The following is a 21,605-nucleotide window of genomic DNA, read 5'->3' as shown; positions in this document are numbered from 1 at the left end:
TTTATCCGTTTTTATTTGTAATCTTTTTTCTCGAAAGGCTTCAATAAAGTATTGCTAACTTCTCCGAATCCGATACGAAGTTCTTCATTTTTACAATATCCTTTTATGGTTATTGTATCATTATCTTCTAAGTAAGTGCGTTTTTGTCCGTTATTGAGTGTAATTTTTTTCTTTCCACCCTCGGTGATTTCCAAAAGACATCCACCACTATCTGGGGTATTCCCCGATATGGTACCACTTGCCATAAGGTCGCCACTATTTACTTTACAACCACTAATGGTGTGGTGTGTAAGCTGTTGAGCAATACTCCAATAAGTGTTTTTAAAATTCGTTTTGGATAGCGCTGTAGTATTTCCTTTTTCAGTGGTTAGAAAAACCTCTAAATTGATATCATACGTATGATGGTTTTTCTTTTGAAGATAAGCGGGAGGTAATGGGTTTTGATTTTCCTTTTTGATACGAAAAGGTCTTAACGCATCTAAAGTGATAATCCACGGAGAGATGGACGAAGCAAAATTCTTCCCTAAAAATGAACCTGGTTGGGTATATTCCCATTTTTGAATATCTCGGGCACTCCAATTGTTAAAAAGTACCATACCGAAAATATAATCCTCTGCCTCTTCAATAGAAACACTCTCACCAAGGCTGTTTGCATCGGTAGTGATAAAAGCCATTTCTAACTCGAAATCTACCTCGTTAGAGGGCAAGAGCATTAGTGAATTAGCATTTTTAGGTAAGATTTGACCGTGCGGACGATGAATTCCAATTCCAGAGGGTACAATCGAAGAACTTCTTCCGTGATACCCTAACGGGAAGTTTAACGGAGTATCCAATGAGCATTCTTCATTTCGAATTTTCATCAGTGTTTCCATATAGGTGATTTGATTTCTGTACGAATAAAAATCGGTATAATCACCAATTTGAACAGGCAATTGCATTTCAATTTCATCCAAATCGAACAAAATGGCTTTTCGGTGTTTCAAGTTATCACGAAGGGTAGGATTGTTTTGGTCAAAAACATCGGCAATGCGTTGGCGTACTAAACGCCAAGTTTTTTTTCCATCAGAAATAAAATCGTTTAGACTATCTTGTAAAAAAATATCATCAGTAAGCGAAATACCTTCAAAATAGCCCAGTTGGTGCATAGCCCCGAGGTCAATAGCGGTGTCACCTATGCGTGTACCGATGGTAATAACATCTTCGGGAGTAAGAAAAACGCCAAAAGGGATATTTTGCAACGGAAAATCCGAGTTATCAGCAACTTCCAGCCACGACTTCCGTGACGCTGCAATGATTTTTTCTGCCATTATGATATTAGTTTATATTTTTCTGCCAACAAATATATCATTTATCAGACAAAATCAAACCAAATGGCTAATATTTTTAACGAGTAAAAATCAATTGAGAATGGTTTTTATCAAATCTTAATCCATTTTTTTAGCTTTAGAGAGAAGAGCGTTACGTGTAACTTCAACGTGCTATAGAAAATCTTTGTGAATTTAGTTTTCTTGATATAATTCTTGTAGTTTGGTAAATAAAACAAAATTAGATATTTACCATTTTAATTAAAAAATTTCATTTCATAAAATACTATTTTTACCCACTAAATGTTTAGATTTGTAGCAACATAGCAAAAAGTACATTATCTAAAGTAACTCATTGATTTATGAAAAAAAAGGTAAGCATTGATAATAGAGAAAAAACAATTCAGTTGACTAAGAATTCTGTCTTATTGCAATTTATTAGCGGGTTATTGCTTATGGCTTATGGTTATATTACGGTATTGACACCCAATTGGATGGCTTTTGACTCGAATGCTCCCAAATTTTTCACTTTTGCTATTTTGAACCTTGTTGTGGCTTCAGTTGTATTTTTTAATAGGGAATTTCGAGCTAAAACTCGTGTGCTTTTAGGTTTTTTTGGTAATAAAATAGGTATTGCTTTCAGTGTTTTGATGTTATTTGCTTTATTTTCCTTTACCAAAGCGATTAATATTCCCGAGGCGATACTCCACTTCTTTAAGCTTTTTACAGCGTTTATGGCAGCTTGGATGGTTTCGGCACTAGTACTTTATCATCCTAAAAGTGTGATTATTTTAGCAATTGCGATGACTTTATTGCTTCTTTTTGATGTTTTGCAGACTTTAGGAGGGGTTTCCAAAATAGTAAAAGGTATAGGAGCCGATTATGATATAAAAGCCTCATATTCCAATAAAAACATATTAGCCTCTGCGATGTTTATTAAAATACCTTTCGCCGTTTGGCTTTTCTATTTTCAAAAAGATTGGAAACGCATTTTTGGAGGGATTGCCGTAGTTTTGGGTACTTTATGTATCTTTTTTATGAGTACACGTGCCTTTTATTTGGCAACTATCGTAACTATGGTGCTTTTGCTTATTTACGGATTTTTGAATTATATCTTTCTGAAAAATAAGCAAACGGGAGTTAAAGCGCTAAGTCATCTAGGATTGGTGCTACTTGCCTTTGGGGTATTCTCTTTCGTACAGCACTATATGTATCCTAAGGAAAGACGCGAAGCTACTAGTTTCTCTACACGAATGGCAAGTATTGCTAATAAAGATGGTAATAATGATTTACGTTTGACAGCTTGGAAAACCTCCATCGAAATGATTCAAAAAGACCCTATATTAGGAGTAGGGGTTGGTAATTGGAAGGTAAGATATTTGGAATACGAAAACAGATATAGCCCTCATTACATTTATATGTATAAGAATCATAATGATTTTTTGGAAATTCCTGTCGAATCGGGTATCTTTGCAGGACTTGCTTTTTTAGCGATTTTTATTCTATCAGCATACTATTTCTTGATAGCTACCTATAAACGTAAGGACACCGAGCAAGAAAAATGGTTTTTTTTACCTTTGTTAGGGCTTTTTGCTTATGCTTTTGATGCTTTCTTTAATTTCCCACAAGATCGCCCTGAAATTCAGTCACTTTTTGCTATTTACGTAGGAATTGCAGTTGCCTTTGGGGTAATTTATTTTTCAAAAGCCAATTCGAAAAACCCAAAACATAGAAATCTATGGGTAATTCTGCTTGGTATTGTAGTATTTGTGGTTAATTTTGGAAATGTTGTGGTTCAAAAAATGTATTTCGATTCCTCAAAAATACAACGAATGGTAAAGGAGGAACAAAATAAGATACGTAAAACCAAGTCGCATTCAAGCTATCTTATTGATAATTATCCTACAATACCTAATCTTACTGCTGTAGCTGAACCTGTAGATGTTGAAAAAGCACGTTATTTAATGGATGAGAAAAAGTTTGAGCAAGCACGTAAAATATTGAAAAATATCAACTACAGCCCTTGGGATGCTCGTAAAGAATATTTTTTGGCGTTATCTTATTTTTTACCAGAAGAAAAAAATTATGATAGTATTTACAAGTATGCCCATCAAGCAAGAGGCATAAAACCCAACTTTTTTGGTAGTTTGAACTTGGAAACTTTTGCCTTGAATAATATGGGAAAAGAGAAAGAATCCATTGAGCTTTGGCAATCGTTCCTTAAAAATGTGAAAAATGAACCTCAAGCTTGGAATGCTTTGGCGTATTTGCAAGAAAAAAATAACCTAATTCACCAAGCTAAAGCCACTTTAGATAGTGCCTTTGTACATCTGCCTAAAAACGAATCTGTTATAAGTAATCGTAATAAAATTACCACAAGGGTACAGATGGAACAATTTGCACCGATTCTTGTTAAAGCTCAGCAATTTTATCTCCAAAAAGATTATGTTAAGGCTCTTGATGCGTACACTTCTTTTTTAGAAAAAGTACCCAATCATATTGACGCTTACGGATTTAGAGCCATTTGCTTTTATTACACGCAAAAATATAAAGAAGCCCTAACAGATATGGTTAAACAAGAACAACTCGGTGGAACCCTAACTCCCAGTATGAATAATATCAGAGCTTCTTGTTTTTATTTGCTTGGCGACCGTAAAAATGCTAAAAAATATTATGAAAAAGCTTGGAAAGCAGGAAGTAATGAAGCAAAAACAAACTTAGACAGATTAACTTTTTAACACTATGATAGAACAAAGTGAACAACATAAAAAAACACTACTTAGTCCATTAGAAATTAACGTAATTCTGAATCGGTTGGCGTGTGAATTAATTGAAAATCACGGAGATTTTTCAAATACAGCCTTTGTAGGGATACAACCAAGAGGTGCTTTTTTGGCAAAACGTTTAGTAGGACTACTTGAAGAGAAATACAAAATTGAAAATATTTCCTTGGGTTTGTTGGATATCACCTTTTTCCGTGATGATTTCCGCAGAGGAACTAAGCCTCTGGAAGCGAATTCTACCAAAATTGATTTCATTGTCGAGAACAAACGAGTGGTTTTTATTGATGATGTGCTTCACACAGGAAGAAGCATTCGTGCAGCACTCACAGCGATTCAGTCCTTTGGACGTCCATCTGAAATTGAACTTTTGGTACTTATCGACAGACGTTTCAGTCGGCATTTGCCTATTCAGCCCGATTACAAAGGAAGGCAAGTAGATGCGATTAATGAAGAACGCGTTGTGGTAAAATGGAAAGAAAACGATGGTGAAGACGCCATTTATATTATGAATAAAGGATAAGGATTAAGAAGATTTTATCTTCTTCAAAAAAGTATATACAACAATATGAGTCAGTTAAGTGTAAATCATTTATTGGGAATTAAATATCTGACAGAGAAAGACATACAATTAATCTTCGAAACCGCCGACCATTTCAAGGAGGTTATCAACAGACCGATAAAAAAAGTTCCTTCACTGCGTGATATTACCGTTGCAAACTTATTTTTTGAAAACAGTACTCGAACCAAACTTTCGTTTGAGTTGGCTGAAAAGCGTTTGTCCGCAGATATTATCAATTTTTCGGCATCGCAATCCTCTGTGACTAAGGGAGAAACGCTGATAGATACGGTGAATAATATCCTTGCAATGAAAGTAGATATGGTAGTTATGCGACATCCTAACCCAGGGGCTGGAGTTTTTCTGTCGAAACACGTAAAGGCTTCCATCATAAATGCAGGAGACGGAGCTCACGAACACCCCACACAAGCTTTGCTGGATTCGTATTCCATTCGGGAAAAATTGGGAGATGTAGCGGGTAAAAAGGTTGTAATTGTGGGAGATATATTGCATTCGCGAGTGGCGTTGTCTAATATTTTTGCATTGCAATTGCAAGGTGCTCAAGTGAAAGTTTGCGGTCCAAAAACACTCATTCCTAAATATATACACGAGCTCGGCGTTGGAGTTGAAACTGATTTGCGTAAGGCTTTGGAATGGTGCGATGTGGCGAATATGCTTCGGATACAAAATGAACGTCTGGATATCAGCTATTTCCCTTCCACACGCGAGTATGTTCAGCAATACGGACTTACCAAAGAAATATTGGATTCTTTACCTAAAGAAATCGTTGTAATGCACCCAGGACCGATTAATCGAGGAGTAGAAATTACCAGTGAAGTTGCTGATTCTAAGCAATCTGTAATTCTTCAGCAAGTCGAAAATGGAGTCGCAATCCGAATGGCAGTAATTTATCTGTTGGCTTCAAAAATAAATCAATCATAACCAAGTTTTTTAATATGACTAAAGAAAAGGATATAAAAGTTTTAAAGATTTCAAAATCAGATTTTTCGGATTTTATTTCAAATTTTAAAAATGATGAAAATTTAAAATCATTCCATTTGATATTAGATTTATTGTCTGTTAAAGATTTGGAAAATAAGGATTTAAAGCCTTTTGTTGAGATTTCAAAATTTCATAATAAAACGAATAAAAGGTCAATTGTTATTGTAAATGATGAGATTACGTACGGAAATATTCCTAATGAAGTAAATGTAACTCCCACATTACAAGAGGCTTACGATATTATTGAAATGGAAGAAATTCAACGAGATTTAGGTATCTGATGGAAATCACTATTTTAGGTTGTCATAGTGCTACACCTCGGGCAAATACTCGTCCGTCTTCGCAGGTTTTGGAAATGCGAGGGCATTTGTTTTTGATTGATTGCGGGGAAGGTTCGCAAATGGCACTGCGTAATGCTAATGTTAAATTTTCACGCATCAAACATATTTTTATTTCGCATTTGCACGGTGACCATTTTTTTGGCTTACCAGGGCTGATTTCCACCTTTCAACTTTTGGGAAGAGAAACCGAATTACACATTTACGGACCAAAAGGCATCAAGGAAGCGATATTACTTCTGCTGAAATTAGGCGGAGCTTGGTCGTCTTTTTACATACATTTCCACGAATTGGAATCAGAGGTTTCCGAAATATTGCTTGATGATGAAAAAGTACAAGTGCGGACTATTCCTTTGAAACATCGTGTTTATACTAACGGGTTTCTATTTCAGGAAAAACAAACCGAACGTCGTTTGAATATAGATGCTATTCAAAATTACGGAATACAAATTTGTGATTATCAGAATATAAAAAATGGAAAAGATATTGAGTTAGAAAATGGAGAAGTGGTTCCAAATGAGCTTTTAAGTTTCGACCCAATTCCTCCGCAAAGTTATGCCTATTGTAGTGATACACTGTATTTTGAAGCATTAGCTGATGCGATTCAGGGGGTGAGGGTGGTTTATCACGAATCTACATTTCTAAAACAACATAATGATTTGGCAACCAAAACGATGCATTCCACAGCCTTTCAAGCGGGATTGACCGCGAAAAAAGCCCACGCGGAAACGCTTATTTTGGGGCATTATTCGTCAAGATATTCCGATAAAAAATTGTTTTTAAATGAAGCACAAGAAATTTTCCCTAATGTTCATTTAAGCGAAGACGGAAAGAAGTTTGTTTTTCATAATTAACGAAATGATGATGCAAGAAGATTTAAGTAAATATCGAAAAAGTTACGAAAAGTGGGAGTTGTTGGAAGCAAACGTTCCTGACAATCCCATACAATTGTTTCAAACTTGGTTTTATGAAGTTGAGGAAAATGGTGGGGTTGAGGAAACTAATGCAATGTCCGTTTCCACTATTGGGCTTGATGGATTTCCGAAAACACGAGTCGTTCTCTTGAAAAAATATACTTACGAAGGGTTTATTTTTTATACGAATTATTTGAGTGAGAAGGGCAAAGCGATAGCTCAAAATCCGAATGTTTGTTTGTCGTTTTTTTGGGCAAGTATGGAGCGACAGGTGATTATCAAGGGTGTAGCAGAGAAATTAGCTGAAAATCTTTCCGATGGATATTTTGAATCGCGTCCCTTAGGGAGTAAGCTCGGAGCAGTGGTTTCTCCGCAGAGTGAGGTCATTCCGTCGAGAAAATTTCTGGAAGAGGAATTAAAAAAATTGGAAGAAGAATATACCGATGAAGTGCCTCGTCCAGAGTACTGGGGCGGATTTTTAGTACGTCCACAATCCATTGAATTTTGGCAGGGTCGTCCCAACCGATTGCACGACCGCATCAGATACACGCTAACTGATGATTACGATTGGAAGGTAGAACGTTTGGCACCTTGATATTAAGTATTTCATACCCAATTTTATACTTTTCTTTTAAAATTTTTATATTTGCATATTCAATAATTTAAAGACCAATTATGTTTGATAATTTAAGTGAGAAATTAGATAAGGCGCTCCACGTACTCAAGGGGCACGGGCAAATAACTGAAATTAATGTTGCTGAAACTCTTAAAGAAGTACGAAGAGCCCTACTTGATGCTGACGTAAACTATAAAATAGCTAAAGATTTTACTAACAAGGTAAAAGAAAAAGCACTGGGGCAAAATGTACTGACCAACTTGCACCCTGGGCAATTGATGATTAAAATCGTAAAAGATGAACTCACAGAGCTAATGGGAGGTGATGCAGCAGGAGTAAATCTTTCTGGAAATCCGTCCATTATCTTGATGTCAGGCTTACAAGGTTCGGGGAAAACTACCTTTTCGGGCAAATTGGCTAATTTCTTAAAAAATAAAAAACATAAAAAGCCTTTGTTGGTCGCTTGTGATGTGTACAGACCTGCCGCTATTGACCAGCTTCATATCGTAGGAGAACAAATTGGAATTGAAGTTTTTTCTGATAGAGGGAATAACAATCCGGTAGATATTGCTCTAAAAGCATTGCAACACGCTAAATCCAACGGATTCAATGTGATGATTGTCGATACAGCAGGGCGATTGGCGGTTGACCAACAAATGATGGATGAAATTTCGAACATCCATAAAGCGCTCAATCCGCAGGAAACCTTATTTGTGGTGGATGCGATGACGGGTCAGGATGCCGTAAACACCGCTAAAGCCTTTAACGATGTACTTAATTTTGACGGGGTTATCCTTACCAAATTGGATGGAGATACTCGCGGGGGGGCAGCTATTTCTATCAAATCGGTAGTCAATAAACCCATTAAATTCATTGGTACGGGTGAGAAAATGGATGCTATAGACGTGTTCTATCCTGAACGTATGGCTGACCGTATTTTAGGAATGGGAGACGTGATTTCATTGGTAGAACGCGCCCAAGAACAGTTCGATGAAGAACAAGCTCGAAAACTACAGAAAAAAATAGCTAAAAATCAATTTGGCTTTGATGATTTCTTAGCTCAAATTCAGCAGATTAAAAAAATGGGAAGTATGAAAGATTTATTAGGAATGCTTCCTGGGGTGGGTAAAGCTGTGAAAGACCTTGATATTAGTGATGACGCGTTCAAACACATTGAAGCTATTATCTATTCGATGACGCCAAGTGAGCGTTCCAATCCTGCACTGATTGATGCCAGTCGCAAACGTCGTATCGCTAAAGGAAGCGGACGTGATGTTCAGGAAGTCAATCAATTACTCAAACAATTTTCTCAAATGAGTAAAATGATGAAAATGATGCAAGGCGGTGGCGGCAAAAAAATGATGCAGATGATGCGTAATATGCCTAATATGGGAAGATAATCGAAACAACCTATAAAATAATATTTTATGAAACTATTAGATGGAAAAAAAACATCAGAAGACATTAAAAATGAGATTGCTCAGGAAGTAAAGGCATTAAAAGCTCAAGGCAAAAAAGTGCCTCATTTGGCAGCGGTTTTGGTGGGAAATGATGGGGCTAGTTTAACTTATGTGGGCAGTAAGGTAAAGGCTTGTCAGCAAGTAGGGTTTGAATCTACCTTGATTAAACTTCCTACAGAAACCACAGAAAAAGAACTACTTGAGAAAATCAAGCGATTGAATGAAGATGAGAATATAGACGGATATATCGTACAATTACCACTGCCAAAGCATATTGATAGTCAAAAAGTACTCTTGGCAGTTTCTCCTGAAAAAGATGTAGATGGTTTTCACCCTGCAAATTTCGGTAAAATAGCTTTGGATATGGAAGCCTTTATTCCCGCTACTCCTTTCGGAATTATGGAGTTGCTTAAACGCTACCAAGTACCTACACAAGGAAAACACGTGGTTGTGGTAGGACGTTCGCACATCGTAGGTCGCCCAATGAGTATTCTTTTAAGTCAAAAAGGAAATCCTGGCAATGCAACAGTGACATTAACACATAGTCATACCGAGAATTTGTCGCAAATTACTCGACAAGCTGATATTATAATAATGGCATTGGGAATTCCAGAGTTTTTAAAAGCAGATATGGTAAAAGAAGGAGCTACTGTAGTAGATGTTGGAATTACTCGATTGGAGGATAAGAACAATCCGAAGGGATACCGAATTGTTGGCGATGTTGATTTTGAGCAAGTAAAAGACAAAGCCGATTTTATTACGCCCGTACCTGGAGGAGTTGGACCAATGACTATTGCGATGCTCTTGAAAAATACACTTTTAGCAAGAAAATGGAAATCTGATGTTTAGTACATCATTTGTCGAATATAGAAAGAAACTTATTAAACTAAACGCAAGAAATTATCAATTGCTAATTCACTGATTTGAATCGTTTTCTTGATATTTAGGATTAGTAGAAAAGCAAAATTTTCGTAAATCGGGTTTAAACCACATAGAAGCACTAAGAATAAATATGATGTTTCTATGTGGTTTTTGCAATGTGCTGAAAATCGTTTTCTTGCGTTTAACCCATAGAAATGTCATTTATTTATACAGAAATGGTATTTTTGCATCCGAAATAAAAGAACAAAAATCAAAATGCAGGAAAAGAAAAAAGTAGCATTTTATACTCTTGGTTGTAAACTGAATTTTTCAGAAACCTCTACTATTGCTCGAAGTTTTGAAAATGAAGGCTTTAAAAAAGTAGAATTTGAAGAAAAAGCCGATATTTATGTGATAAACACTTGTTCGGTGACTGATAATGCCGATAAACAATTCAAGCAAATCGTTCGTAAAGCGCTTAAAACCAATAAAAATGCTTTCGTAGCGGCTATTGGTTGCTATGCACAACTCAAACCTGAAGAACTTATTGCTGTTGATGGAGTTGATTTGGTATTGGGGGCGAAAGAAAAGTTCAATATTACCCAATATATTGATGATTTAACTAAGCTCAACGAGGGGCAAATACATTCCTGTGATATAGATGAAGCTGATTTTTATGTAGGGAGTTATTCTATTGGCGATAGAACTCGTGCTTTTTTGAAGATACAAGACGGATGTGACTACAAGTGCACGTATTGTACTATCCCGATGGCGCGAGGTATTTCGCGTAGTGACACTATGGAAAATGTCCTTAAAAATGCTCACGAAATTGCACAAAAAGGCATTAAGGAGATTGTACTTACAGGGGTTAATATTGGGGATTACGGCAAGGGAGAATTCGGTAATAAAAAACACGAACACACCTTTTTAGAGTTAGTACAAGCCTTGGATAAAGTAAAAGGTATTGAACGCCTTCGTATTTCTTCCATAGAACCAAATTTGCTGAAAGATGAAACTATTGATTTTGTATCAAAAAGCAAAACTTTTGTTCCCCATTTTCACATTCCGCTACAAAGTGGGAGCAACGAAATTTTAAAAAAGATGAAACGCCGTTACTTGCGGGAATTGTATCAAAATCGGGTTGCGAAAATTCGTCAAGTAATGCCTGATGCTTGTATTGGAGTGGATGTTATTGTAGGATTTCCAGGAGAAACCGATGAACTTTTCTTGGAAACCTATCGTTTTTTAAGTGAACTTAATATTTCTTACCTACACGTTTTTACCTATTCGGAACGCGACAATACCGAAGCTGTACTTATGGAAGGAGTGGTTCCTGCTGAGGTTCGGGCGAAACGTAGCCGTATGCTTCGCGGACTTTCGGCTAAAAAGCGTCACGCCTTCTACCAAAGCCAATTAGGTACAGAACATATCGTACTTTTTGAGGGAGAAAATAAAAAAGGATACATTTACGGATTCACAGAAAATTACGTAAAAGTGAAAACGCCTTGGAACCCAGAGTTGGTAAATACACTCCACCAAGTGAAACTTATTTCCATTGATGAAGATGGTAGCGTTCGCGTTGAATTTTTACTCTATTAAAGTGGTAGAAGGCTTAAAAAAGAGATTTTATTATGTAATACATATTCAAAAAAAATGTATCTTTGAAAAGAAATTTTAGGTAGTTCATTGAGCTACATAATAAATCTTTTTTTGGGTATGATACGGAAATTCTTACTAAGTTTTGTTGCACTATGTTTTAGTCATTTTATTTTCTCTCAAGATGTTCCTAAGCAGTGGATAGATTGGCAATTAGAGTCAATAGAATTGCCAAACAGTAAAGGACTTAATGGAGCTTTTGTGGGTAAACACAACGGAGTTATTATATTTGCAGGTGGAACTAATTTTCCCGAAAAGCCTGTGTATGAAGGAGGTAAAAAGGTATGGTATTCCGAAATTTATACCTTTCATAAAGAAAAATTGGGTTGGCAAGTAAAAACACATACCACTAAACTTTCTAAGCCGTTAGCCAATGGTGTGGCAATTTCCACCGAAAAAGGCATCTACTGTTTTGGTGGAGACAACGCTCAAAGTATTTCTAAAAGTACATTTTTACTCAAGTGGGATGATGCTCGTCAAGAAGTAACTCTTGAAAATCTGCCTGATATGCCTTATCCTTTAGCTCATATGGGAGGAGCACATATAGCAGGAAATATTTATTTGGTAGGGGGGCAGCGTGAATTGGCAGGTGACGCTACCAAATCTTTTTTATCCTTTAGCATAACAGCTTCACTTGAAAATACGTTACATCAGTGGAGGCAATTACCTGACTTTGAAGCCGAAGCACGTATTCAACCTGTGGTAGTAGCCCAGAGTGATGGTAAAGAACAGTGTTTATATGTGTTCAGTGGGGCAAACAGCAATGCAAAAGCGGATATTTCTTACAAAATGTTAGGTGATGTACACGCTTATAGTCCCAAACAAAAACAATGGAGGCAAAAACAATCCGTACCCAATAACGGAACTCCACAGATTGACTATGGTTATATTGCTGCGGCTCCTGCCCTAAAAATGGGCGATTCGCACATCGTGATTTTTGGAGGAGCTGGAGGAAAAAATCAATATTTGTATCAAAGATTACAACTTCAAAAACAATTATCTGAAAATCAAGACCCCAATATAATTGATTCCATAAAACAAAAAAGTAAAGAATTCTTACAAAAGACTACTTTTTCTCAAACTATCTGGGCATATCACACCATAACCGACACTTGGGTAACAAAAGGAGAATTTCCCTCAGAAATGCCCGTAGTTACCTCTGTAATACAACATACTCCTGATGAATTATTTATGGCAGGGGGAGAACTTCGTCCAGGGCAACGAACCTCAGCTGTTTGGAGTGGTAAAATACAAAAATTTAAACCGAGTTTTGGGTGGATAAACTATCTTACACTTATAGCATATTTAGGACTAATGATTTTCATCGGTTGGTATTTTTCTAAAAACAACAAAAGTACCGCTGATTATTTCTTAGGGGGAGGGCGTATTCCGTGGTGGGCTGCGGGTTTGAGTATTTACGCTACTATGCTTAGTGCCATTACTTATCTTTCGCAACCTGCTTTGGCATATTCCTTTGATTGGCAAGCATATTTGGGCTATTTCACTATCATTTTAATCGTTCCTATCGTTATTACCTTCTATCTTCCTTTCTATAGAAAACTTAAAATTACCACCGCTTATGAGTACTTAGAAAAACGATTTAATGTTTCGATTCGTATGTTTGGTAGCGCTTCATTTATGCTGTTCCAATTGGTGCGTATGGGGATTGTAGTGTATTTACCTGCTTTGGCAATTTCTACCGTTACAGGAATGGATATTTACACGGCAATTGTTGTTATGGGGGTTTTGTCGGTGATTTATACCGTAATGGGCGGTATGGAAGCCGTGATTTGGACAGATGTTATTCAAATATTTGTGCTTATTGGTGGACTAATTATAGGGTTGGTTTACATAGGCTATGAAATAGGAGACATTGGTAAAATTTATGATATAGCTATTGCTAATGATAAATTTAGGATGTTTGATTGGCGATTGAGTACCACCGAAGTAGTAACTTGGTCGCTCTTTTTGGGGTCTTTTGCTTTAAACTTTGCTCCATACACTACAGATCAGGCTGTAGTACAACGATATATGACGACTTCCGATGAAAAACAAGCCCGAAAAAGCATTTGGATGAACGGAATCATTGCCATTCCAGCTGGAATTCTAATCTTCTTGATGGGTACTTTTCTGTTTGTTTATTTCAAAGAAAATCCGCAATACATAAATGTAGGAATGGCTAACGACGGAATTTTTCCACTCTTTATTGTTGAACGGCTTCCGCAAGGAGTGGCTGGTTTAGTTATTGCTGGAATTTTTTCGGCTTCAATGTCTAGCTTGGATAGTAGTATCCATAGTATTTCTACTGCTTTTACAGTAGATTGGTATAAACGATTTTCCAAAACATATAGCGAAACACAAGCCTTTAAAGTTGCTAAATGGGTAACTATTTTAGTAGGAATTTTCGGAACTCTGGTAGCTTGTCTTATGGCAATGTATCCAGTAACCTCATTGTTTTTCTTCTTTCAGGAAGTAGTAGGGCTTTTCGGTAGTGCTTTGGCAGGAATTTTTATTTTGGGTATCTTTTTTAGGCGAACTAACGCTTTCGGAGCGGTTATGGGTGCAGTTTTAAGTGTACTTTCATTGGTATTTGTAAAATATTATACATCGTTAAATTTTTACATATATCCGTTAATAGCCATTCCTGTGTGTATTATTTCAGGAGTCATATTCAGTTATTGCTTTCCGCAGAAAAAGGAAGTTTCGGAGTTGGTTTATTCAAAAAAAGGTAAAAAGGACATCTAAAGTGTAGTCAAATTAATTCGTAAAAAAGAGATGATAAACATTGTAGTATGAAGCTGAATGATGCTTGTTTATTGAAAATCTTTTTGATAATATTGCATTGTAATTCTGGTGATTTTAACAATCTTATTTTTTTAGTAAATGGAAGACACTCAAAGAAAAGAATATCAAATGGTTTTTATGCAACCTAAAAAAAGTAATTCTATGGGAATTGCGGGGTTTGTAATGGCTTTAATCAGTTGGATTTTAGTATGGATACCTGTATTTGGCTGGATAGCAGGAATTATATTTTGGTTTTTAGGTCTGATTTTTTCATTCATCGGGATATTTAGAAAACCCAGAGGACTTGCTATTGCGGGGCTAATTATTTCTTTAATTTGGATTATCTTCTTTGTGTTGTTTGTTGCTGCTGTTGTATTTACGGCGCTTTTAAAAGAACCCTATAAGGGGTAAAATGTAACTTACAGAATGAAAAATTAAGCAAAATCAGGGCTAACCTTTAAAGGTTAGCCCCGATTTTGTATCTTTCAAAGTAAAATATCCTTTTTTAAAAATGAAGTTGTAATTTTTTGATAATATTTAAGTTGAAGAATCCTTGTAAAGATCTCTTTAAGTTGCAAAAAACAAATTACCGATGGCAAATGTACGATTCAAAGTACCATTATGTACTCTCCTGAACTTTTAAGTTATCTACCACCCAAACAGATTTTATCTATCTCTATTCCTTAATTTTGTTTCTTTCTTATAAATTCTCTTATTGTGTTAAAATATAGGTTTCGCTACGCTTGGGCAACGTTTTTCCTAAGAAGCGGATTTGAACCTTATCGGAAATCTTCACCAAATGATACCCCTCACTATTCTTAAACAGATAATAGTCGGACTGAGGATGTGTATCTAAACTACAACCAAGCCGATACCCTGCATAGATGGCGAGTAGTTCCCATTGTTCACTTCGTATGAGTTTTCGATTGAAATGATACAGATATTCACCATCATCGTACAAGCCGTTTCGTGTCATTTTAAAGGAAGAAGGCGATACATTCTTTACGATAAATAATCCTTCTTCGTGGTCGAATTGATATAAATGGTCTTTATCTTTGAAGAAAAAACCTTCGGAGGTAAAGGTTTTTGCATCGGCTTGAAGAGGTTTTCCGTCCCAATAAATGGTATTGTTGGCTCGGTACAAATTATAGTCAAATACCTCTTTTACAAATACTTTATCGTTGATGTTTGTTAGTTTAGCCCCTGTGGTCTTAATCAAATGCAGTTGTTCATCGGTCAAATTCTTAAAGAGTTGCGGAGTGTCTCCCCACGGATAAACCACCTGATTTCCGTAGATAAAATGATTATTCACATAAGTAGCCGTTTGTAACGATACGGGTTCTTTATAGATAAAGGGCATTTTAATATTGACCAAACTTTCTGTTTTTTCATCATATTCACGCTTATAAATTCCGTGTTTGTCATAATAGAAATCCGATTTTGGGAACATTCCGAAGGTAGCCGCATCAAGCCCTTTCCGTAGAATGCTATCGTTCTGATAAATCACGCGTCCGTCCGTTACGTACTGACTATTCACTTGGTCGAAAACCTTAACAAAGGCAAGTCGGTCGGAGGCAATAGGTACAGGAGCGATTCCGCAATATACGTGATTTTTGTCTTTGCTATAACTTGGTGAAAGCCCTTGTAGGGTTTCTGCATCAAAATTGCCTGTTGCTTTTTCTAAAACGGGAACTTCACCACTCCAAGCAGTATTGATAAGTACATACTTTGAAGTTTTATACAGCACTCTATTTACTCGTTTTACCACTTCGCCCTCGTAATAGAGTTTTTTCCCTTGATGATAAACTATGGTTGAATCGATTTCGGTTTTGGCAATCTTCTCGAAGATTGGTGTTTTTTTATCGAAGTCGATATAATAAAAATAGGCTTCGTCTTCAAAATCATTTCCGTTGAAATATTGGGTTGCTCGGAAGGTTTTGGGTTGAGCCACGTCTAATTTTTGTGTACCGAAAAAGGCAAATTGGTCGGTTTTCCAGAAGTAATCTTCTCCGTAATAATTGCCTATTTTATCTCTGGAACGGTGTTTTCCTGCCACTACTTCAAAACCCTCGGTGGCAATGGGCATCGGCTTTCCGCGATAGTAAATGTGGTTTTTGTCGGTGGCAAGGACTTGTCCGAAATGTTTAAAACGTTTAAAAGTAGCCATATCAGGGTAAAAAATGTGCAAACTATCGCAGTCTTGATAGATAACATAGTTGGCGTTAACAAGGTAGCAGCCGTTTGTTTCGGAAAATTTGCAGTGCGAACCTCCTGCTACCCTCAAAGATTTATTGATAATTGGCTCTTGAATTTCTACATATTTCAGTGGAAGTTTTTGCATAGTATCAAGGGGTGTTTGTGGGCAACTTTTAAGCGAAAACATAGCAATAATATGAAGGATTAGCGTTTTCATAGGCGGATTTTTTGACGTTTCTACTTAGTTTTCAGCAATTTTTATACCAAATATATTAGGATAATTTTATTTTTTAAGTTCCTCATATATTTTCATGTCTTTGTAAATTATAAAATCAAGTAGTTATGAAAATTTTTAATGGTCAAAATCCTTTCTATAACGACAATTCACCAAATTCAACAACCTTATTAAACGAATGATTGACAGGAAGTTTTTTATTGTAAATATTTGATAAATAACCAAATAAAGAGATTAAAAAGTTATTTCATAGACTAATTACGGATTTAAAAAAGTTTTTCTCTCTTTCTGGTAAAAGCCATCAAAAATATAAAAAAACTCAAAAAATAAGCAATTCGAGCTATATAATCGCCCCATTTTACATAAAGTGTGAGCTCGTTATTGAGTTGAAACTCTGCCTTTAAACTTCCTTGTTTTTGGTAAGGCAAATAAGCAATAATGTCGCCCCTTTGATTGATAAAGGCAGAAATACCCGTATTGGCACTTCTGGCAATGGCACGACGGGTTTCCACCGCTCTTAGGCGCGTATAACTGAGCAGTTGTTTATGTCCTTGGGTGTTTTTCCACCAAGCATCATTGGTTAAAATAGATAAAAAGTTAGCTCCGTTTTGAATATATCCGTTAACAAATTCGCCATAAATTGATTCATAACAAATTACAGGAGCAGCTATCCCAGAGGTGTTATTCCCTTTGAAAACACTGCGTTGCGGTTGTGTCGTTTTTAGGGCTACTGTTCCGCCCAAATCGATAAGGGTTTCTCCAAAAATAGGTTTTAATACTCCTTGATACGGAAAATTTTCTACCCCCACTACGAGTTTGGATTTGTGGTATAATTCTGTATTTCTTTGTTTATTAACTAGTAAAGCGGAATTATAGTCGTTATACCAAATGCCGTCGCGCCAATAATTGCTTTGTGAAGTCTTTTGCGAAGCGTCAGAAAAGAAATCAATCATAGCTAACCCCAAAATTACGTTCAGATTTGGGTTTTTATTTACATAGGATTGCAGTAAGGTCAGAGGGTAAGAATGAGACAAATCTTGCAAACGAATATTGTCGGCCAAAACGGTTTCGGGAGTAATGAGAAAGTGAACGTTATCATCTATTTTATCTTGGCATAAATCAATGAGCAATTGTATGATTTGTTCGTTGGAAAAAACATATTTTTCGGTGTAAGGGTCTATATTGGGTTGCACGACTACAGCCGAAATCTTTTCACCTTTTTCTTGATGATTTATATACATCACATACGAAATGATGATAGGCAAAGCAAATAGTAAAACTACAGTTCCTATTCCTTGGGATAAATATCTCTTATTACGATATTTTAAAAAATGATCTAAAACAAGAAATAATACTACATTTACCGTCAGTATCCAAAGTGAGCCACCAAAGGCTCCCGTAAATTCATACCATTGTATCCAAGCGATTTGCTCGGAGAAAACATTTCCTAAATGCAACCAAGGCCAAGATACGTCCCAAGAGAGATGAAATTTTTCAAAAGACAACCAGATGCAAATCAGGAAAATATAGGCTATTTTAGGTTTTGTTCGTTTAGCTACAATGTGAAAGATCATAAAAGTAGCCGACATCAGTAGCGTGTTGGCAGCAATAGCAAATACCGCTCCTGCTTTTGTGGAATACCAGAGCCACCAAGTGATGAAGATATTCCAAATCAAAAAGGATAAATAGCTTAAAAAAAAGACTTTTCGTTTGGTGCGTTTTGCTGAAGCACGAAGTTTTTTTTCAACAAACAAAAGTGGGACAAATGCCACGAAAATAAACGCAGAATATCCGTATGTGGGCCAAGCCACCGATAAAAGCAACCCTGATAAAACTGCCAGTAACAAATTCTTTTTCATACTAATAGAATACGATTCTTTTAAGAAAATCCGAAACGAGCTACCGTATTGAGTTTCCCGATTAAGTTTTGTGCAACAGCACTCGAATACATTTTTTTCCGATATTTGGTAACAGGCTGAATACCTACAATGCTGTTTGAAATGAATAATTCGTCAGCTTTTTGAAGTTCAAAGGGTGAAATGGAAGTTTCTACCAAGTCAAATTCAGTCGTTTTTTTAAGGATTTTCAACAGGATTTGACGAGTAATTCCGTTTAAGCAACCATCGGTAATGGGTGGCGTTTTTATGGTATTGCCTTCCACCATAAAAAGATTCCCGTTTAAAGCACACGCCAAATTTTTGCTGTTATTGAGCAGTAAACAATTCTGATAATCATTTTCTTGGGCAAATACGGAACCAATGATGTGAATTGCCTTATTGGTATGCTTTACATTTGCCAATAAATCAGGATTGATGTAAAAATCTTTAAATAATTCCACCTCATAAGGTTCTTGATTAAGTTCAAAAAACGGTTTTTTAAGTTCTTGAACTTCAATGATAAAATCTACTTCGTTAGTTGATGGGGTGTACAATCCGCCTGATTTTCTAAAAACGGTAATACGAACCCGAGCGGAAGCTTTTTCCAATCGATTTTCTTCAAGTAACTTAAAAACCTCTCCTTCAAAAAATTCCATCGTAAAACTAATTGGAATTTCCATTCGTAAAATGCGCATTCCTGCCATCAAACGCAAATAATGCTCTTCCCAAAAAAGAAGTTTTTGATAAACGTATTTGGAAGTATCGAAAACGGCATCGCCAAACTTAAATGCCCTATTTTCAGTAGCAAAAGAAGCCTCAACAAGGCTTCCGTTAAAATTTATTTTCATACTACAAAAATATATCAATTAGATAGAACCTAATACGTGCTTAAGTTCTGCTATTTGATTATTCCACAACATTTTAGATTCCTGCATTTCAATTTCATCATCAGCAAAATCCGTGATGATTAAAGATACATCTTTGGTAATTTCATCAACAACAATGAGCATTTCAAAATAAGAATCGTCTTCTACGTGTAACCAACGAAATTTGACCAATTCATCCATTTTTTTTCGTAGAAGTTTGGCTTTTTCTTCGGCTTCATCCCATATAAAGGTGTAAATATCTCCCTGAACATTTACATTATCAGCATACCAACCTGAAAGCCCCGAAGGCGATGAAATATACTGATATAACAACTGTGGCGAAGCGTGTATAACAAACTCCAATTCATACTTTATCTTATCTGTATGCATAATATTTTTAATGAAATTAAATAATCGGTTGGGCAATATATAATTTTTAAATTAACTATGCAAAATAAAAGTAATGTTTTACAGCTTTTATTTACTATTTAAATACAACTATATGAAAATAAATGTCTTACGTGAAGAATTAAATAAAAAAGTTACAAATCAAAAACAGAACTACGTTTGGCGTAAAACAAATCTTTCATTCGAAGTAAAAAAGCTAAAAGTAAATAAACGCCAAACCAAGCACCAAGTGTAGCGAAAGTACCATAAATGAAAAAAAGACGCACATCTTTAGCACGTAAGCCTAAACGCTCAGAAAGCCGCGATGAAACCGCAAAACCATAGCGTTCAAGGAAAAAGCGAAATCGGGAAAACTGCATATTTGTTTGTTGTTGAGTTTCATTTTGCCAAAGATACTTTCTTAATTTGAAATTCAGAAAAAAAAATCACGTTTTATATAAATTCCTATTTCTTTCCTAAATTCAGTTGTTAATTTGCACCGTAATTAATATTAAAAAATAAATAAGATGAAAACATTTTCTAAAATTGTTCTGATTTTCGTAGCTTTTTTTGCCTTTAATACTGTAACGGCACAAAATCAAATTCTGACCTTTGAGCAGTTGCCTCAAAAAGCTCAAACTTTCATTAAAAAGCATTTTGCAGATAAACAAATCACTACTGTTTATGAACAAACCGAATTTTTACAATCAAAAGAATACAATGTTATTTTTTCTGATGGCGTTGAAATTGAATTCTATTCTAACGGAGATTGGGAAGAAGTAAACTGCAAAAACTCTCCAGTTCCTACTGAAATTATTCCACAATCTATTTCACAGTACGTACAGAGAAACTTCCCTAATGTTTTTGTAAAAGAAATTAAAAAACGTAGAAATGGTTACGATGTGGAGATTTCTAATGGATTGGATTTAGAATTCAATAAACAAGGAAAGTTTGTACGAATAGACGACTAAAAAGAGCTGTATTTTTGAATTTGGAGTCACTTAATTTTTTAAGTGGCTCTATTTTTTGGCATTATTTTTGTTGCTTTTCCAAAATATATAAATTTATACTTTTAACAATAAAAAAATACAGTTATGACAAAAAAAATTATGGCTATTATGGCTTTTGTACTGCTGGGAAGTAATTTTCTTTCTGCACAGGAAATAAAATGGATGACTATGGATCAGGCTATTGCGGCACAAAAAACAAAACCTAAGAAAATTTTTATGGATGTTTATACCGTTTGGTGCGGACCTTGTGTTATGCTTGAAAAGAACACCTTCAAAAACAAAGATGTTGTAAAATATATCAATGATAATTTTTATGCCGTTAAATTTAATGCTGAAGGAAATGAGGTGGTAAATTACAAAGGTCAAAAATTTGATAATCCGCACTATGATCCTGCAAAAAGTACTCGAAGAAATTCATCACATCAGTTTGCTTCTGCTTTGGGGGTACAGGCTTACCCTACAATGATGTTTTTTGATGAAAATGCAGATCCTATTCTTCCAATTTCAGGATATATGAAACCTTCACAAATTGAAATTTTTCTTAAATTGATCGCTCAAAACGATTATAAAAACCTAAAAACACAAGAAGAATTTTCAAAATATCAGAGTGCTTTTAAAGGGACTTTTAAAGACTAGTCTTTTTAAAATCTAAAATACAGAGATTATTTAATACATAATCAGGAGTCAAACAAAAAGCCCAATTTATATTGGGCTTTTTGTTTCTTATTTTGTTTTAAAAAACTACAAAAAAACTCATTTT

The 21,605-nt window shown here is 35.6% G+C and carries 19 protein-coding genes; 13 read left to right on the top strand and 6 right to left on the bottom strand.

What is annotated here, in order from left to right; genetic code table 11:
* Nucleotides 1–11: 11 nt before the first annotated feature.
* Nucleotides 12–1,307 carry a fumarylacetoacetase gene (gene fahA, locus CGC47_RS02955; protein WP_042000013.1) on the bottom strand — a complete coding sequence of 432 codons (1,296 nt, stop codon included), beginning with the start codon at nucleotides 1,305–1,307 and terminating at the stop codon, nucleotides 12–14.
* A 359-nt stretch (nucleotides 1,308–1,666) separates the two neighbouring features.
* On the opposite strand from fahA, the gene CGC47_RS02950 reads away from it, so the two are divergent.
* The 11 genes from CGC47_RS02950 (at nucleotide 1,667) to CGC47_RS02900 (ending at nucleotide 14,685) form a co-directional block, all read left to right on the top strand.
* Nucleotides 1,667–4,042: an O-antigen ligase family protein gene (locus tag CGC47_RS02950; RefSeq protein ID WP_095899963.1), complete on the top strand. Its 2,376-nt coding sequence runs from the start codon at nucleotides 1,667–1,669 to the stop codon at nucleotides 4,040–4,042.
* Nucleotides 4,043–4,046: 4 nt separating this feature from the next.
* Nucleotides 4,047–4,607, top strand: a complete 561-nt coding sequence (gene pyrR, locus CGC47_RS02945) for a bifunctional pyr operon transcriptional regulator/uracil phosphoribosyltransferase PyrR (protein ID WP_095899962.1) — start codon at nucleotides 4,047–4,049, stop codon at nucleotides 4,605–4,607.
* Between the two features lie 45 nt (nucleotides 4,608–4,652).
* Nucleotides 4,653–5,585, top strand: coding sequence for an aspartate carbamoyltransferase catalytic subunit (locus tag CGC47_RS02940; RefSeq protein WP_018279200.1), 933 nt, complete (start codon nucleotides 4,653–4,655; stop codon nucleotides 5,583–5,585).
* Nucleotides 5,586–5,599: 14 nt separating this feature from the next.
* Nucleotides 5,600–5,926: a hypothetical protein gene (locus CGC47_RS02935; protein WP_013997588.1), complete on the top strand. Its 327-nt coding sequence runs from the start codon at nucleotides 5,600–5,602 to the stop codon at nucleotides 5,924–5,926.
* Nucleotides 5,926–6,837 carry a ribonuclease Z gene (locus CGC47_RS02930; RefSeq protein WP_095899961.1) on the top strand — a complete coding sequence of 304 codons (912 nt, stop codon included), beginning with the start codon at nucleotides 5,926–5,928 and terminating at the stop codon, nucleotides 6,835–6,837. The genes CGC47_RS02935 and CGC47_RS02930 overlap by 1 nt, the downstream gene beginning before the upstream one ends.
* Nucleotides 6,838–6,847: 10 nt before the next feature.
* Nucleotides 6,848–7,492 carry a pyridoxamine 5'-phosphate oxidase gene (pdxH, locus tag CGC47_RS02925; RefSeq protein ID WP_042000039.1) on the top strand — a complete coding sequence of 215 codons (645 nt, stop codon included), beginning with the start codon at nucleotides 6,848–6,850 and terminating at the stop codon, nucleotides 7,490–7,492.
* 80 nt (nucleotides 7,493–7,572) lie between these two features.
* On the top strand, nucleotides 7,573–8,913 hold the full coding sequence (gene ffh, locus CGC47_RS02920) for a signal recognition particle protein (protein ID WP_013997584.1): 1,341 nt from the start codon (nucleotides 7,573–7,575) through the stop codon (nucleotides 8,911–8,913).
* Between the two features lie 27 nt (nucleotides 8,914–8,940).
* Nucleotides 8,941–9,822, top strand: coding sequence for a bifunctional methylenetetrahydrofolate dehydrogenase/methenyltetrahydrofolate cyclohydrolase FolD (gene folD, locus CGC47_RS02915; RefSeq protein WP_042000016.1), 882 nt, complete (start codon nucleotides 8,941–8,943; stop codon nucleotides 9,820–9,822).
* Between the two features lie 288 nt (nucleotides 9,823–10,110).
* On the top strand, nucleotides 10,111–11,433 hold the full coding sequence (mtaB, locus tag CGC47_RS02910) for a tRNA (N(6)-L-threonylcarbamoyladenosine(37)-C(2))-methylthiotransferase MtaB (RefSeq protein WP_095899960.1): 1,323 nt from the start codon (nucleotides 10,111–10,113) through the stop codon (nucleotides 11,431–11,433).
* 117 nt (nucleotides 11,434–11,550) lie between these two features.
* Entirely contained in the window at nucleotides 11,551–14,235 is a 2,685-nt protein-coding gene (locus tag CGC47_RS02905; protein ID WP_095900360.1) for a sodium:solute symporter family transporter, read from the top strand.
* Between the two features lie 138 nt (nucleotides 14,236–14,373).
* Nucleotides 14,374–14,685, top strand: coding sequence for a hypothetical protein (locus CGC47_RS02900; protein ID WP_042000024.1), 312 nt, complete (start codon nucleotides 14,374–14,376; stop codon nucleotides 14,683–14,685).
* A gap of 301 nt (nucleotides 14,686–14,986) precedes the next feature.
* Here CGC47_RS02900 and CGC47_RS02895 read toward each other — a convergent pair whose 3' ends face one another.
* The 5 genes from CGC47_RS02895 to CGC47_RS02875 all read right to left on the bottom strand — a co-directional run bounded on the left by CGC47_RS02895 (nucleotide 14,987) and on the right by CGC47_RS02875 (nucleotide 20,215).
* Nucleotides 14,987–16,687: a DKNYY domain-containing protein gene (locus CGC47_RS02895; protein ID WP_095899959.1), complete on the bottom strand. Its 1,701-nt coding sequence runs from the start codon at nucleotides 16,685–16,687 to the stop codon at nucleotides 14,987–14,989.
* A 284-nt stretch (nucleotides 16,688–16,971) separates the two neighbouring features.
* Nucleotides 16,972–18,564: an apolipoprotein N-acyltransferase gene (lnt, locus tag CGC47_RS02890; protein ID WP_095899958.1), complete on the bottom strand. Its 1,593-nt coding sequence runs from the start codon at nucleotides 18,562–18,564 to the stop codon at nucleotides 16,972–16,974.
* Nucleotides 18,565–18,584: 20 nt separating this feature from the next.
* Nucleotides 18,585–19,430, bottom strand: coding sequence for an aminotransferase class IV (locus CGC47_RS02885; RefSeq protein WP_042000033.1), 846 nt, complete (start codon nucleotides 19,428–19,430; stop codon nucleotides 18,585–18,587).
* Nucleotides 19,431–19,448: 18 nt separating this feature from the next.
* On the bottom strand, nucleotides 19,449–19,838 hold the full coding sequence (locus CGC47_RS02880; RefSeq protein WP_042000042.1) for an START-like domain-containing protein: 390 nt from the start codon (nucleotides 19,836–19,838) through the stop codon (nucleotides 19,449–19,451).
* A 152-nt stretch (nucleotides 19,839–19,990) separates the two neighbouring features.
* Nucleotides 19,991–20,215: a hypothetical protein gene (locus CGC47_RS02875; protein ID WP_041913882.1), complete on the bottom strand. Its 225-nt coding sequence runs from the start codon at nucleotides 20,213–20,215 to the stop codon at nucleotides 19,991–19,993.
* Between the two features lie 147 nt (nucleotides 20,216–20,362).
* Here CGC47_RS02875 and CGC47_RS02870 point away from each other — a divergent pair, with 147 nt between their 5' ends.
* Both CGC47_RS02870 and CGC47_RS02865 read left to right on the top strand, forming a co-directional pair.
* Nucleotides 20,363–20,806 carry a PepSY-like domain-containing protein gene (locus CGC47_RS02870; protein WP_013997575.1) on the top strand — a complete coding sequence of 148 codons (444 nt, stop codon included), beginning with the start codon at nucleotides 20,363–20,365 and terminating at the stop codon, nucleotides 20,804–20,806.
* A gap of 123 nt (nucleotides 20,807–20,929) precedes the next feature.
* Nucleotides 20,930–21,481 carry a thioredoxin family protein gene (locus CGC47_RS02865; RefSeq protein ID WP_042000036.1) on the top strand — a complete coding sequence of 184 codons (552 nt, stop codon included), beginning with the start codon at nucleotides 20,930–20,932 and terminating at the stop codon, nucleotides 21,479–21,481.
* Nucleotides 21,482–21,605: the final 124 nt, after the last annotated feature.

Source organism: Capnocytophaga canimorsus, from assembly GCF_002302565.1.
Lineage (GTDB): Bacteria > Bacteroidota > Bacteroidia > Flavobacteriales > Flavobacteriaceae > Capnocytophaga > Capnocytophaga canimorsus.
The sequence above is the reverse complement of the archived record's forward strand: the minus strand, read 5'-3'. Positions and strand labels throughout refer to the sequence as shown.